The sequence below is a fragment of the Salinibacterium sp. UTAS2018 genome (assembly GCF_004118935.1).
GTDB lineage: Bacteria > Actinomycetota > Actinomycetes > Actinomycetales > Microbacteriaceae > Rhodoglobus.
The window spans coordinates 649,872-663,759 of record NZ_CP035375.1 but is presented as its reverse complement, the minus strand read 5'-3'; the positions used below and the strand labels follow the sequence as shown (position 1 = coordinate 663,759).

General features: G+C 59.8%; 12 protein-coding genes and 4 tRNA genes. 10 read left to right on the top strand and 6 right to left on the bottom strand.

What is annotated here, in order from left to right; genetic code table 11:
- Positions 1-32: 32 nt before the first annotated feature.
- On the bottom strand, positions 33-1,292 hold the full coding sequence (locus ESZ53_RS03190; RefSeq protein ID WP_129071508.1) for an HRDC domain-containing protein: 1,260 nt from the start codon (positions 1,290-1,292) through the stop codon (positions 33-35).
- The gene (locus tag ESZ53_RS03185) at positions 1,285-1,881 is read right to left on the bottom strand and encodes a DUF3000 domain-containing protein (protein WP_129071507.1); all 597 of its coding nucleotides are present in this window, start codon (positions 1,879-1,881) and stop codon (positions 1,285-1,287) included. The genes ESZ53_RS03190 and ESZ53_RS03185 overlap by 8 nt, the downstream gene beginning before the upstream one ends.
- 78 nt (positions 1,882-1,959) lie before the next feature.
- Between ESZ53_RS03185 and ESZ53_RS03180 the strand changes: the two genes are divergently transcribed.
- The gene (locus ESZ53_RS03180) at positions 1,960-3,156 is read left to right on the top strand and encodes a S9 family peptidase (RefSeq protein WP_129071506.1); all 1,197 of its coding nucleotides are present in this window, start codon (positions 1,960-1,962) and stop codon (positions 3,154-3,156) included.
- Positions 3,157-3,196: 40 nt separating this feature from the next.
- On the opposite strand, the gene ESZ53_RS03175 is transcribed toward ESZ53_RS03180, so the two are convergent.
- Both ESZ53_RS03175 and ESZ53_RS03170 read right to left on the bottom strand, forming a co-directional pair.
- Entirely contained in the window at positions 3,197-3,634 is a 438-nt protein-coding gene (locus tag ESZ53_RS03175; protein WP_129071505.1) for a SufE family protein, read from the bottom strand.
- A gap of 9 nt (positions 3,635-3,643) precedes the next feature.
- Positions 3,644-4,543 (bottom strand): sulfurtransferase, encoded by a 900-nt coding sequence (locus tag ESZ53_RS03170; RefSeq protein ID WP_129071504.1) that lies wholly within the window; start codon positions 4,541-4,543, stop codon positions 3,644-3,646.
- 138 nt (positions 4,544-4,681) lie between these two features.
- On the opposite strand from ESZ53_RS03170, the gene zapE reads away from it, so the two are divergent.
- Together zapE and ESZ53_RS03160 are read left to right on the top strand one after the other, a co-directional pair.
- Positions 4,682-5,692, top strand: coding sequence for a cell division protein ZapE (gene zapE / locus ESZ53_RS03165; RefSeq protein WP_129071503.1), 1,011 nt, complete (start codon positions 4,682-4,684; stop codon positions 5,690-5,692).
- An 88-nt stretch (positions 5,693-5,780) separates the two neighbouring features.
- Entirely contained in the window at positions 5,781-6,860 is a 1,080-nt protein-coding gene (locus ESZ53_RS03160; RefSeq protein WP_129071502.1) for an ammonium transporter, read from the top strand.
- On the opposite strand, the gene ESZ53_RS03155 is transcribed toward ESZ53_RS03160, so the two are convergent.
- Together ESZ53_RS03155 and ESZ53_RS03150 are read right to left on the bottom strand one after the other, a co-directional pair.
- The gene (locus tag ESZ53_RS03155) at positions 6,780-7,613 is read right to left on the bottom strand and encodes an EI24 domain-containing protein (protein WP_129071501.1); all 834 of its coding nucleotides are present in this window, start codon (positions 7,611-7,613) and stop codon (positions 6,780-6,782) included. The genes ESZ53_RS03160 and ESZ53_RS03155 overlap by 81 nt on opposite strands.
- A gap of 80 nt (positions 7,614-7,693) precedes the next feature.
- A tRNA-Val gene (locus tag ESZ53_RS03150) sits at positions 7,694-7,766 on the bottom strand.
- Positions 7,767-7,883: 117 nt separating this feature from the next.
- On the opposite strand from ESZ53_RS03150, the gene ESZ53_RS03145 reads away from it, so the two are divergent.
- The 7 genes from ESZ53_RS03145 (at position 7,884) to ESZ53_RS03115 (ending at position 13,867) form a co-directional block, all read left to right on the top strand.
- Positions 7,884-7,955: transfer RNA gene (locus tag ESZ53_RS03145), tRNA-Gly, on the top strand.
- 40 nt (positions 7,956-7,995) lie between these two features.
- Positions 7,996-8,066: transfer RNA gene (locus ESZ53_RS03140), tRNA-Cys, on the top strand.
- A gap of 41 nt (positions 8,067-8,107) precedes the next feature.
- Positions 8,108-8,179: transfer RNA gene (locus ESZ53_RS03135), tRNA-Val, on the top strand.
- Between the two features lie 105 nt (positions 8,180-8,284).
- The gene (locus ESZ53_RS03130) at positions 8,285-10,144 is read left to right on the top strand and encodes a glycosyltransferase (protein WP_246837366.1); all 1,860 of its coding nucleotides are present in this window, start codon (positions 8,285-8,287) and stop codon (positions 10,142-10,144) included.
- Positions 10,137-11,291 (top strand): hypothetical protein, encoded by a 1,155-nt coding sequence (locus tag ESZ53_RS03125; RefSeq protein WP_129071500.1) that lies wholly within the window; start codon positions 10,137-10,139, stop codon positions 11,289-11,291. Before ESZ53_RS03130 ends, ESZ53_RS03125 begins: the two co-directional genes overlap by 8 nt.
- A gap of 95 nt (positions 11,292-11,386) precedes the next feature.
- Positions 11,387-13,300 carry a threonine--tRNA ligase gene (gene thrS / locus ESZ53_RS03120; RefSeq protein ID WP_246837419.1) on the top strand — a complete coding sequence of 638 codons (1,914 nt, stop codon included), beginning with the start codon at positions 11,387-11,389 and terminating at the stop codon, positions 13,298-13,300.
- 3 nt (positions 13,301-13,303) lie between these two features.
- Complete coding sequence (locus ESZ53_RS03115) at positions 13,304-13,867, top strand: HIT domain-containing protein (RefSeq protein ID WP_129071498.1); 564 nt, start codon at positions 13,304-13,306, stop codon at positions 13,865-13,867.
- Positions 13,868-13,888: the final 21 nt, after the last annotated feature.

Below are 13,888 nucleotides of genomic sequence, written 5' to 3'. Positions count from 1 at the left end.
CGAGTTTAAGGTTAGGAATCCTTTGATTGTTCCTACGACTCTGCGTCGTCGGAGTCGTCGGGGGTTTGGTTGGCTTCGACAAAGGCTTGAGCGATTGACTGTGCAGATACGTCAAGTTGCCAGGGGCGCGCTCCGAGCGCAGTCAGGGCCTCGGAGATACTCTCGGGCGAAACCTCCGCTGGCGGGTTCCAGGAGACGCGACGAAGATAGTCGGGCGTCAACAAGTTCTCGATGGGAATAGACATCTCCTCGGAGAACTCCGTCATGAGAGCGCGAGCGGCTTTCAAACGGCGATCTGCTTCAGGGTTCTTATCCGACCAGACTCGAGGGGGAGGCAATGTATCGCTCGACACTCGGGTGGCAGGGATGTCGGTAGAAGAAAGCCCGGCCTGGATAGCATCCCACCATCGATCGATCTGTGAACGGCTTGCACGGCCCCGGAACTCTTTCAGGCTTGAAAGCTGACGCTTCGATTCCGGAAGTGTCTTCGCCGCTGCCAATAAGGCGGAGTCGGGCACGAGGCGACCGGGGGCAGTATCGACTTCTTGAGCGTACGCGTCGCGTGCCAGCCAAAGTTCCCGCGCCACAGCTAGATTCTTGCCGGCGCGAATCGAATGAACTCCGCTCAAGCGGCGCCAAGGTTCAGCCCGCACATTGCTGAGGTCGCGCGCGAGTACGGATTCGAATTCTTGGCGGACTATCTCGCTTTTGCCATCGTTGTCGAGCAGTGCGCCGAGCGCTTCGCGAAGATCAACGAGAAGTTCGACGTCTAACGCGGCGTAGACCAGCCATGACTGCGGGAGTGGACGTGTCGACCAGTCCGCCGACGAGTGTTCCTTGGCGAGGTGAATGCCCAAGAGATGCTCCACTACCGTGCCGAGACCAACGCGGGGAAGGCCCGAGAGGCGGGCTCCCAACTCAGTGTCGAAAAGGCGGGTGGGGTGCAGGCCAACCTCACGCAAGCAGGTGAGGTCTTGAGTAGCCGCGTGAAGGATCCACTCTTCTTCAGCGATGACATCGTTCAGCTCTGTGAAATCGCCAATAGCGGGCGGGTCAAAGAGGAAGGTGCCGGCTCCACGACGGAATATCTGGATGAGGTACGCACGTTGCGAGTAGCGGTAGCCGCTGGCGCGTTCAGCGTCGATGCCGATCGGGCCGTGACCGGCGGCGATGGCCTCGACTGCAGCGAGATATTCTTCCCGGTCGTCGATGACGTCGACGGGAACGTGAGGGGCTTGGGTGGCGGCGTGCGACTCGCCCTCGGGGGCTGCACTCTCGGAGGCGTTACTCACGCCCAGCTCTACGGGCCGACAACATAGTGACTCCTTCAATAGTGGGCGGAAGTCCGGCAAGCATGCAGACTAACTCGCTCCAGCCTTCCACATGAGCGGCAATATCAAGGTCCTGGGGGCTCCAAGAGGCCCGAAGTTCGATTTGTGCGCCATCAGGCTGCGACTCAAGCTCCCCAAACCCTGTCGAGAGGATGCGTGTTGCTGTTCCGGAAACTTGATCGTACTTCGCGCCACGGGTATCGAGCGCATCCACTAGCCAGGACCACGTGACCGAGCTCAGGAACTCGTCGACTCCGATGTCTGGTTCCAGTGGCGCTTGGGCGAAGCAGATGATCCGGAACTCGCCCTCCCAGGCGTCAGGAGATTCGGGGTCATAGAGCAGTACGAAGCGGCCGGTGCCGAGGTCAGAATCTTCGCCGTGACGATTCGGCGTGACATCCGCAGCAAGGGCGAACGACCACGGAGCGATCTGCGTTGGTGCTGAAATCTCAGTGATAGCGAGCTCGGGGCGCAAAGTGGCGGCACGAAGTGACTCAACCGCAGATGCAAATACCGCGGGTGGCGTTGGTCCAACTGGCGATTCAGGCACGTCAGAAGATTAGGCTTTAGCTGAACGATCGCTAGTGAGGCACGCCGCGCTCTGACGGCTGCACGATGGAGGTTTTAGATGCCGGTGTCGGATCGAGTGCGAGTTGCCGTAGGCGTTATCGGTGGCGTCGCCGTTGCTTCAGCGGCGGTTGCTGGCATTGCGTTAGTCAGCGCAGCGGCCCTGTCGGTTTATTTCGCGCGCAGAATCGTGACGCCGCCGGGACGCGCGGACAGCACTTTGCGCATCCTTGCTATTGGCGAATCGACGATCGTTCTCTCATCCGCCATCGAAAGCCGTGCGCCAGGCCGCTTCAGCCTCTGGTTCGCTGACGAGACCGGGCTCGCTCGCATCGGGCCCGTGGTGTCGCAGGGGGCTCAGTGGGTTGCCCGGGAGTTGATCGAGATTGAAAAGGGCGTGCCACGACCCGGCGACAACGCTCGGTCTAGCGGCTGGTTTTATCTGACTCCGGCGGGGCTGGGACTCGAGTATTCCCAAGTCATGGTGCCGACAGAACTCGGGCCGGCACCAGCGTGGTTAATTCCAGCGGCGCACCCGTCAACGATCTGGGCGATTCACATCCATGGTCGAGGAGTACAGCGCCCCGAGACTGTTCGCGCACTTAGCGAGTTCTATGACGCCGGCGTCACGTCGCTCGCTGTGTCGTATCGCAACGACACGGAGGCGCCTGACTCGACTGACGGCCGCTATGGACTCGGCTCGACTGAATATCGAGACGTCGATTCGGCGATCACGTACGCTCTTGCAGCAGGCGCACAACGGATTATTCTCATGGGCTGGTCGATGGGGGGCGCGACCGCACTTCATACGCTGGTTCGGTCGGCCAATCACGAGAAAATTATCGGGCTAGTGCTGGATTCACCCGTGATCGCGTGGGGGCCGACCATGGAGCTGCACGGTGACCTCAACCGTATCCCCAGCCCGGTTCAGCGCGCAGCCCAGATCGTCTTGAATAGCGAACAGGCCCGTTTCTTGGTCGGCATGGAGAAACCGCTCGACATCGCAGAGCTGAACTTCGTCGACCGCGCCTCCGAACTCGATCGACCGATCTTGCTGATGCACAGTGAAGATGACGGCTACGTACCTGTAGAACCGTCGCGGGCTCTTGCCGCGGCACGCCCTGACCTCGTGACCTACGAAGAGTTTGACACCGCTGGGCACACTCGCTTGTGGAACTATGACAGCGAACGCTGGCTTCTCGCTATCCGCACCTGGCTGGCTGCACTTCTCGCGGAGAATCTCGCATCCGCTGAGTAGGGGACAGGGAGCCGGGTACCGAGGCGATTGCGGCAGAAAATCAGACCGCGGTCTTGAGGCGAATCTGACGCTTTGCGCGGGCTAGCATCCCTGTCATCCCTCGCAGTCTCAGCGGACTTACCGCCTGCGACAGCCCCAAGGACTGCGGATAGTCATCCGAGAGCTCGAGGACTTCAGCGCTGCTGAGACCTGACAGGCCCTGCACCAAGATGGATGCGAACCCTCGCGTAGTCGGAGCCTCGGGCGGCGCCGTCGCGAACATTTGAACAATGTCATTTTCAACTTCGATGAAGATGAAAACGGGGGACTGGCACTCTTCTACTCGCTCGAAGAGATCGGGGTGGTCGGCGTAGCGCGCCGGAAGATCGGGGAGTTCGTTAGAGAACTCAAGCAAGAGCTGCAGCCGATCCCTCAGTTCAAAGCCAAGAAAGTCGTCTCGGATTTCGGCCAATTGACTGGGGATCTGCTGCTCACTCACCGCTTTAGTCTATCGCGAAGGAACGTCACCCGGCTCAGTACCCAGCGCGATGGGCACCTTGACCAAGGAGCCCCACTCGGTCCACGAACCGTCGTAGTTACGCACGTTCGGGAAGCCCATGAGGTAGTTCAGAACGAACCAGGTGTGACTGGAACGCTCACCGATGCGGCAATAAGCGACGATGTCGTCACCGTCTTTCAGCCCCGCACCCTCTCGGTAGATCGTGTTCAGTTCGCTGAGGGGCCGGAAAGTGCCGTCATCGGCAACGGCCTTTGACCACGGCACGCTTTGCGCGCTCGGAATGTGGCCGGCGCGAAGAGCACCTTCTTCCGGGTAGCCCGGAACCGTTGTGCGCGCTCCGCTGTATTCCTCGGGCGAACGGACGTCGACCAAGGGGTTACCGAGGTGCGCGAGTACGTCATCTCGGAAGGCACGAATCACGGCGTCGGTTCGTTCGACGATCGGGTACTCCGCTGGAGTGGGGGACGGAACCTCGAGCGTGTACTCGCGGCCATCCGCTTCCCACTTCGCTCGCCCGCCGTCCATGAGCCGCACGTCTTCGTGGCCGAAGAGAGTGAAGACCCACAGGGCGTACGCAGCCCACCAGTTGGTCTTGTCGCCGTAGATCACGACGGTGCTGTCCCGCGAGATACCGCTACGAGACATGAGCTTGGCGAAGCCTTCGCCGTCGATGTAGTCGCGAGTGACCGGGTCATTCAGGTCTGTGTGCCAGTCGATCTTGACGGCGCCGCGGATGTGGCCGGTTTCGTACAGAAGAACGTCTTCATCGGATTCAACGACAACGAGTCCAGGTTCGCCGAGGTGTTCTTCAACCCACTGAGCAGACACCAAGCGTTCAGGGTGAGAGAACTCAGCAAATTGGGGGGCTGGGTCGCGTTCGATAGTCATAACTACCTCCGATTGTGGGTGGAAAAACTGGCGCGGGCTTCAAACTAAGCTTGATGGGTCCCTTGCCCAAGAAATTACGCATCCGCCGCTGATTACACCGCGTTGCCGTAACACTGCGAAAAATAACCGAGGCTGAGAATGAGCGCTACTGCGCCTACGACTCCTGAGCGTCTAGTCGATCGTATCCCGTCGTTGACCGGAGCGCAGATGCTCGCCGAACTTGTGCCTCCGCGGCAGTTCACCGGTGCGACTCTGGACTCGTATCGACCCGACCGGGACTATCCGTCGCAGGGCTCCGCTGTCGCCGCCATGCGTCACTTTCTTACTAGTGCTCAAAAACCGAAGCTCTTCTCGCGCAAGAAAGCACCGGTGGCGAAGCCGGGGGTATACCTCGATGGCGGGTTTGGGGTTGGTAAGACTCACTTGCTGGCGGCGCTGTGGCATCAGACCGGCGGCCGCAAGTATTTCGGAACCTTTATCGAATACACGGCGCTCGTGGGCGCTGTCGGGTATGCGCCTGCTGTGCAGCTGCTCAAAGGCGCGACTCTGGTGTGTATCGACGAGTTCGAACTCGACGATCCGGGTGACACCCGCTTGATTTCCCGACTTCTCTCGGAGCTGGTCGCCTCAGGCACCAAGATTGCCGCGACATCCAACACTCCGCCTAACGCTCTCGGGGAGGGGCGCTTCGCCGCTCAAGATTTTCTGCGCGAAATCGACTCGTTGTCGGCGAAGTTCGAAACGATTCGCATCGATGGCCTCGACTATCGTCGTCGCGACACGGGAGCACATGCGGTCACTGTTGATGATGTCGCGGCGGCGATTGCAGCTGTGCCTGGAGTGGCAACCCTTGACTCCTTTGATGAAGTACTCAAGCACCTCGCGGGTGTTCATCCCTCACGCTATGTGAAATTGATCGAAGGAATCGACGCCGTCGGACTTACTGGTGTTCACGAGTTCGCGAACCAAACCGATGCCTTGCGGTTCGTAGCCTTCGTCGACCGGCTCTACGACGCTCAAATCGCCGTCTACGCAGATGGCACCGCGCTGGATGCAGTGTTCCCCGACGACATGCTTGCTGGTGGATACAGCAAGAAGTATCTTCGAGCGGTGTCGCGGCTTATCGCTCTCACCTCGAATAAAGCCTGAGCTAACTATTCAGAACCACTCGCAGCGTTTCGGATTGAGTGTTGTGCACTGACTAAAAGGGCATGAAACTGGAGCGGGGAAGGCAACGGTGACAGGAGATTTCGCGGCGGCGGCGCTAGGAGCGGCCGCGTTGGTGCTGTTGTTGTTGGCGCTCATCGTGCTCTACGCGAGCACATTGCCCGTCGCGACGTGGCGCACGCTTGTTCTCGTTTCACTCACGTGCGCTGCTCCCGGCCCCCTCGCTTGGTTGCTCCTGGCTCCGGCCCTGTCGGTCGATTTACGCTCGGTGATGATGCCTTCACTCGCCGCTCTGGGGGCGGTCTGCTGTTTTCTCGTCACGCTGGTGTCGAGGAGTTCTGGCGCGCCGCTGTGGCGCAGTGTCTCCTACAGCGCTGTGTGGGGTGTTGTCGTGTATGTGCCCATTGCAGTGCGCACGTTCGAGCCATTTGGGGCGGGGGCGCCGCTAGGCCTCAGTCCGATCGATCATGGCGGTGCGTTGGTGATGAGCGTCGCTGTCGGCGCCAGCATGCTGGCGGTGCTCGTCGTGGAGCGGCGTTCTCTCATCCGAGGCGCCCGTAAAGTCGTTCCCGTGCCTGTCGGCATCACTGCTCTCGTTCTCGCTGTGTTGGCGTGGCTCGTGTGGCTCGTGGGCGCCGAATTCGCTTTCGACGACGTCGTGGCTCTGATTCTTGCCAACGGCGTTGTGAGCGCGATCTTTGGTGCGTTGGGGTGGTTCATCGTTCAGTTGATCAATCACGGCGCAATCAAGCTCAAGTCGCTTGCCGGTGGCCTCATCAGTGGCCTCATTGCGGTGACCGCAGGCGCACCGTTGTTCACTCCGGTGTCCGCTGCCGTCGCAGGCTTCATCGCGGGCGCCGTCGCGTGTGCGTTTACCGTGCGCAAAGGATCGCCCTTGGGAAACCAGCTTCGGTTTCTCGTTAACACTCACCTCATTGGTGGGAGCATCGGCGTTGTATCGCTTGGCGTGTTGGCAACAGGTTCAGGGTTCCTCTTCACCGGTCAAACGTTCATTTTTGAACAGCAGTTTCTCAGCGTGCTCGCCTCCGCGGCTTTCGCGTTTGTCGTCTCATCGCTCGTGTGGTGGCTCCTTGGCCTTATCGGTCGTCGTAGCGAGAGTGCTGAGCCGCGCGTCCTCGCCAAGAACTGAGCGGGTCAACAGCGTCGCGCCGGCGACGGCCGCGGGCATAGCGACCACAGCCCCCAAAGGAATCAAGAAGACGACATAGGTTGCCGCCCCCAGGCCAAGAGCCCGCGCGCGTGACCCGCGCAGGGTGCGCCGGCGAGCGGTGAGGTGGAGGCCACGGGACTCGAACGGGATGTTACTGAGTTCAACGACGAGCAGCCAGCCTCCCAAGAGCGCGCCAGCACTTGCTGCGATGACTCCTCCGGCAACGGGGATGAATCCCAGAGCGAACACGAGGACTGCGAGTCCCACGGTCGGGAGTAACACCCGCAGTCCTTCGGCGATTCCGCGCCGGAGGTCGCGCCAGAAGCCCTGTGACTGTTGTTCCGGGGGAGCGCCGTGTACGGCGTCCACATGAGCGGCGATTAGGCGATAGAACGAGTCGCCCACCATCAGTGTGACAGTGGTGTACGTATTCACGATGACGAGAATGCTCGCAACGATCAGCGCGACGCCCGCCGCTAAGTGGGCGGCGGCTTGCGCCAGCTCGCTCCACTCGCGGGCAAAAGGAGTGATTGACGTGGCGATGACTTCGATATTGACGATCAACGCAACGAGGACGGCAATTGCAGCGAGGCCCACGATGGCCGCCGGGATCATTCCCAGCAACATCAAGCGCGGTGCTGTGACCCAAATTCGAAACCCGCGAAAAAGAAATCCGACACCCGAAAAGAATTCGCGCACAGCGCTAGCGCGGCGTGGAGTTGGAACTGTCATGGACCAAGGTTATCGGGCTAGTAACTCCGCACAGCGCCGGAAAACCGGGGATCTTTACCATTGAGGAAACGGAATACCGGTGGGCGATACCGGACTCGAACCGATGACCTCTTCCGTGTGAAGGAAGCGCGCTACCAACTGCGCCAATCGCCCTGGAACCTCAATATTGCCATATCTCGACGACACGCGAGCAGCCGAATTGGAAGTTCGCGCACTCTTCGTATACAGTCATCTAGCACGCGAAAACGGGTAACCGAATAGCTTGTAAATGCGGATGTGGCGCAGTGGTAGCGCATAACCTTGCCAAGGTTAGGGTCGCGAGTTCGAATCTCGTCATCCGCTCGAATGAGAAGTGTCAGCCTCGTCGGCACTTCTCATGTGCGGTGGAGTGGCCGAGAGGCGAGGCAGCGGCCTGCAAAGCCGTATACGCGGGTTCAAATCCCGTCTCCACCTCGTAACGAGTGTTTAGAACAATTTCTATAAATAAATAGCATGAGCGATTGGCGCAGCGGTAGCGCGCTTCCCTGACACGGAAGAGGTCGCTGGTTCGATCCCAGTATCGCTCACAGATGAAGCCCCGGTTCGCCGGGGCTTCTGCTTTTAACGGATGCCGCCCGGCACAAACCCGCGTGGCGCGTGCTTGCAGCTTGAGAATGAGCCACGATGGCCCTATGGGGAAAACCGGGGTGCCGTCCAAGCAGAGCGAAGCATTCGTGCAGTTGTTACTCGACGAAGGCCTCGCTACGCCAAGCCAGATCGAGGAAGCTCGTCGCGTCAAAGCGCGATCAGGCGTTCACATCGATCAGACCCTTGCCAGCCGCGGGCATCTTGACGACGCCACGTTGGTCGACGTTATTTCTCGCGTGTGGAACATCGAACGAGCGCAGATGTCTGAAGTCGATGGGGATTTTGCCCGCCAATGGAGTGGGCAGCTCTACATCGCTGAGAACTGGATGCCGCTGCGCGAACTCGATGATGGTCGCGTTCTGGTGGCCACGGCTCGAGTTCCGGATGACGAGCGCAGCGAGCGTATCTCCACTGCTTTGGGACGTGACGTTGTCTTCGTCGCCGCGACATCCGCCCAAATCTGGCATTCGATTCTGGACGTCTTCGGGCCAGCGATCGCCGATCAGGCGGCGAACCAGCTTTGGAACCGTAATCCCGTTCTTTCAGCGCGCACCGTTGCGTCACGCGGCCAGAAAATCGGCCTCGTTATCCTTCTGATCGTCATGATCATCGCCCTGGTGTTGTGGCCGGCAGCGACGGTGATTACTCTCATCGCCATTACGAGCCTGGTGTTCCTGGCCGGAACGGCGTTCAAGTTTTTCATCTCCTTACGGGGAGCGCGATTCGACCTCGTCGAGCGGGTCTCTGACAGCGAAGTCGAAGAGCTGAACGATGATGAGCTCCCTCGTTACACCGTGCTCGTGCCTGTTTTCAAGGAAGCGAACATCGTCGCTCAACTGGTCAAGAACCTGGGCGGTATCGATTGGCCCACCAACCGCCTCGAAGTCTTTGTACTGATCGAGGAGTCCGACGACGAAACACGCGCGGCGTTCGAGGCAAGCTCGCCGCCCGATCACTTTCAGATCATCACGATCCCGGCCGGGCATCCGCAGACGAAACCTCGAGCCTGCAATGTCGGGCTTTTCTTCGCGACCGGCGATTACCTGGTGATCTTTGATGCTGAGGACACTCCGGAGCCGGACCAGCTCAAGAAGGCGTACATCTCGTTTCAACGCGGTGGCGAGAAGACCGTGTGTGTGCAAGCCGCACTGAACTACTTCAACGCCCGGGAGAACGTGCTCACCCGGATGTTCTCTCTCGAGTACGGCTATTGGTTTGACTACATGCTGTCTGGCCTTGATTCGCTTGACCTTCCGATCCCACTCGGCGGAACGTCCAATCATTTCCGCACTGAGGCGCTGAAGAGTCTCGGAGGCTGGGACCCCTACAACGTCACTGAAGACGCCGACTTGGGCATCCGCGCGAGCGCGCTCGGATACCGGGTTGGCGTAGTGAACTCCGCCACGATGGAAGAGGCAAACAAGTCGATTCCGAACTTCATCCGCCAACGCAGCCGCTGGATCAAGGGCTACATGCAGACCACCCTGGTGCACGCCCGCCGACCAGTGGCGTTGATGCGCGAGATCGGGTTCTGGCGATTCTGCAGTTTCGTATTGCTCATCGCAGGAACCCCGGCGACCTTTCTGGGCGTACTGCCGTTCTATATCCTGACGGTGCTTTCTCTCGTGTTGCCCACCGAGCGGATCGGCCAATTCTTCCCGGTCTGGCTTCTGTGGGTCTGTTTCCTCAACTTCATTATCGGCAGTTCGATCATGGTGTACCTCTCGATGATGGGTCCCTATAAGAGAGGGACGTTTGCTCTCGTTCCTTGGGCGCTGCTGAATCCGTTGTATTGGATCCTGCACTCGATCGCGTCGTACAAGGCGCTCTGGCAGCTCATCACTAAACCGCACTACTGGGAGAAAACGGAGCATGGGCTGACGACCCAAAGCAATCATGAGTGAACCGTTGACGAACACTCGCGCGCTTCAGATCGCCAAGCGCCCGCCACGAACCCGTCTGGATGTGTGGCCGCGCCGAACTCCTCGTCGTTGGATGATGCGCGGCATCTTCGCCCTGCCATACGTGATCTTTGCGCTGGTCGTGTCGGCGTTAGGTGCGACGGAGTCGCCCAACGCGACCCTGGTAGCGCGGGCAACCCGCATCGATTGGGACCGAGCAGATGCGCAATGGCTCGGCGATATCTTTCCGCCCATCAGTACCCTGTTGGCGGGCTTTGTGCCAGGTGGGGCGCTCTCGCTTTCGATCATCGGTGCGTTAAGCGCGGGTGTGTTCTTGCAGAAACTCATCGAAATTATGGTGCAGCGACGCTTCGCGCGTTCAACCATCGTGATCTTGATGATGGCCCTCGCACTCAACCCGCTCTTCTTCTACAACGCGACTCAGAACTATTCCGCGTTTCTGGGGCTGCTGCTCTTTGGTCTGGGCCTGTCGCACATCGTCCGGTTCGTGACGTGGGGCAACACTGAATCAGGCTTTCGAGTGGGGCTCTACTTCATGGTCGCTGTTCTGACGGACGTTACTGCGCTCGTCTATGTCACTGCGGCAGCGCTCTCGGCCCCGTTCTTGCGTCATCGTCGTGAAGGGGCGAAAGGCGCTCGGCGTGCGAACGCGCTCGTGATCCTCTACCCCGCGGCGTCAGCGCTCGTGTCGCTGGCGGTTCTCAATTCGCTCTTCCTGGGGCGCCCGTTCGCGGGAGCGACCCAGTCTGCGTTCACTGGCTTTGGCGATCGGCTTGTCATCGTGGGGGAGTTCTTCTCGACCGTGGAAGGCGTGATTGTGATCGCGCCGCTGATCAGCGCTTGGCTGATCGCGCTGATCGTTCGTCGGCCAGGAGCGATCATTATCTCCACCCTGGTGTTTGGGGCTTTCATCGTCGGATTCGCGCTCGGGCTACTGCCGAGCGGCTCGACCGGAAACATCTTCATGAGCCTGACGCTGCTGGCTATTGCCTTGATTCCCACGGCGAGAACACGCAACGGCACGGTGATGATCTCGTCGGTGGGGGTGTTCCAGCTGCTCATCGGGTGGGCCACCGCGCTGACCAGTACGGCGTTCGCTCTGTGGGCAAGTCAAATGTTTGTCGGCTAGCGAGCCGCGTGACAGCCAGTTTCTCTGAACGCCGCTAAAGTTGTTCTGTGAGTAACACTGGATTTGAGCTATTTACCGACCGCAACGTCGTCGCCATGCGCGTCAACGGTGAGCTGAAAGATCTCGCCGCGACAGTAACTGACACGGATGAGGTCGAGGCTGTCACGATCGACTCGCCCGATGGGCTGAACATTCTCCGTCACTCGGCCGCCCACGTTGCGGCTCAGGCTGTTCAGACGATCAACCCACAGGCGAAGCTCGGGATCGGTCCGCCCGTCACCGATGGTTTTTACTACGACTTCGATGTCGAGGAGCCGTTCACTCCCGGAGACCTCAAGGCCATCACGAAGGCAATGGACCGCATCATCCGTCAGGGGCAGCGCTTTCAGCGTCGTGTAGTGACCGAGGCAGAGGCTCGCGCGGAGCTCGCTGATGAGCCCTACAAGCTTGAGCTGATCGGCCTCAAGGGCTCTGTCGTTGACAGCGAAGTTGATGGCGATAACGAGTCCGTTGAGGTCGGTGGTGCCGAACTGACGATCTACGACAACGTCGATGGCAAGACTGGTGAGGTCTATTGGAAAGACCTGTGCCGCGGGCCTCACCTTCCCAACACCCGCATGATCGGCAACGGATGGTCGCTCACGCGCACCGCAGCTGCTTACTGGCGTGGCTCGGAGAAGAACAAACAACTTCAGCGCGTGTACGGTACGGCCTGGCCGACCAAGGACGAACTCCGGGAGTACCAAGCACGTCAAGAAGAAGCGCTGAAGCGCGACCACCGCAAGCTTGGTGCAGAGCTAGATCTTTTCTCCTTCCCTGACGAAATCGGCTCTGGGCTCGCCGTGTTCCATCCCAATGGCGGCATCATCCGTCACGAGATGGAGAACTATTCACGCACGCGTCACTTGCAAGAGGGCTACTCGTTCGTCAACACTCCGCACATCACCAAGGCTGCGCTGTTCGAGACCTCCGGTCACTTGGGTTGGTACAAGGACGGCATGTTCCCACCGATGCACCTCGATGAGGGCCGCAATGAAGAAGGCGAGATCACTCGCCAGGGCGCTGACTACTACCTCAAGCCCATGAACTGCCCGATGCACATCCTGATTTACAAGTCGAGCGGTCGGTCGTACCGTGACTTGCCGATGCGCCTCTTTGAGTTCGGCACCGTGTACCGCAATGAGAAGTCCGGCGTTATTCACGGCCTCACACGCGTGCGTGGACTCACACAAGATGATGCCCACCTTTTCACCACGAAAGAGGGCATGAAGCAGGAGCTGACGAACACTCTCAACTTCGTGCTCTCCCTGTTGCGTGATTATGGTCTCACAGACTTCTACCTTGAGCTCTCGACTAAGAATCCAGAGAAGTATGTCGGCGAAGACGATGTGTGGGATGAAGCGACCCAAACTCTCGCTGAAGTTGCGGCAGAGACAGGTCTTGAGCTCGTGCCCGACCCGGGCGGAGCGGCGTTCTACGGCCCTAAGATCTCGGTACAGGCACGCGATGCCATCGGCCGTACCTGGCAAATGTCGACCGTTCAGCTCGACTTCAACCTGCCGGAGCGCTTCGAGCTCGAGTACACGGCGGCGGATGGCTCACGCCAGCGCCCCGTCATGATCCACCGTGCGCTCTTCGGCTCGATCGAGCGCTTCTTCGGCGTACTCACGGAGCACTACGCCGGTGCCTTCCCGGTCTGGCTGTCGCCGGTCCAGGTCGTTGGTATCCCCGTCGCCGAGGCGTACGAGGAGTACCTCGCTGGTGTTATCGACCAGCTCAAGGCGCTCGGTGTTCGTGCCGAATTGGATGCCTCGAGTGAGCGTATGCAGAAGAAGATCCGTACCCACACCAAGTCGAAGATCCCGTTCCAGCTCATTGCTGGCGAACAGGACCAGGCTGCGGGTTCGGTCAGCTTCCGTTTCCGCGACGGAACTCAGGAGAACGGCATCCCGATTGCAGATGCTGTCGCCCGCATCACTGACGCGATCGCGACGCGAGCGCAGGTTTAGTTCGTGCACGACTACGACGGTTCTGAGTTGCCCGCGGGGGAGTCAAGCGCTGACTTCGCCGCGGTCCCCGATGCCTTCCAGCGCTTGTGGACGCCGCATCGCATCGCGTACATCACCGACCAAACGCAGCCGGATAAAGACGACTGCCCATTTTGTGTTGCGCCCACGCTCGATGATGAGAAAGCTCTCATCGTTGCGCGCGGAACGCACGCCTACGTGTTGCTGAACTTGTTTCCTTATAACAGTGGCCACCTGCTGGTGTGCCCGTATCGTCACGTGCCGCTCTACGACGAGGCGACTGACGAAGAGACCGCTGAGATTGCGTCTCTCACTCAGACCGCCATGCGAGTGCTGCGTGAGACGTCGAAGGCTCATGGCTTCAATATCGGGATGAACCAGGGCGCATTAGCAGGGGCTGGTATCGCGAACCACCTGCATCAGCATGTCGTTCCGCGGTGGGCTACGGACTCGAACTTCTTTCCGATCGTGGCCGGCACGAAGGCTATTCCGCGGTTGCTCGGCGAGGTTCGGGATGAGTTAGCGAAAGCCTGGCCCACGAACCACTGAGTTCAAATTGGCTGCATTCTT

Excerpts from the sequence above, each read along its gene's own strand:
- ESZ53_RS03180 (WP_129071506.1), top strand. The coding sequence starts at position 1,960 with ATGCCGGTGTCGGATCGAGTGCGAGTTGCCGTAGGCGTTATCGGTGGC.
- ESZ53_RS03170 (WP_129071504.1), bottom strand. The coding sequence starts at position 4,543 with ATGACTATCGAACGCGACCCAGCCCCCCAATTTGCTGAGTTCTCTCAC.
- zapE (WP_129071503.1), top strand. The coding sequence starts at position 4,682 with ATGAGCGCTACTGCGCCTACGACTCCTGAGCGTCTAGTCGATCGTATC.
- ESZ53_RS03155 (WP_129071501.1), bottom strand. The coding sequence starts at position 7,613 with ATGACAGTTCCAACTCCACGCCGCGCTAGCGCTGTGCGCGAATTCTTT.
- ESZ53_RS03130 (WP_246837366.1), top strand. The coding sequence starts at position 8,285 with ATGGGGAAAACCGGGGTGCCGTCCAAGCAGAGCGAAGCATTCGTGCAG.
- ESZ53_RS03125 (WP_129071500.1), top strand. The coding sequence starts at position 10,137 with ATGAGTGAACCGTTGACGAACACTCGCGCGCTTCAGATCGCCAAGCGC.
- thrS (WP_246837419.1), top strand. The coding sequence starts at position 11,387 with ATGCGCGTCAACGGTGAGCTGAAAGATCTCGCCGCGACAGTAACTGAC.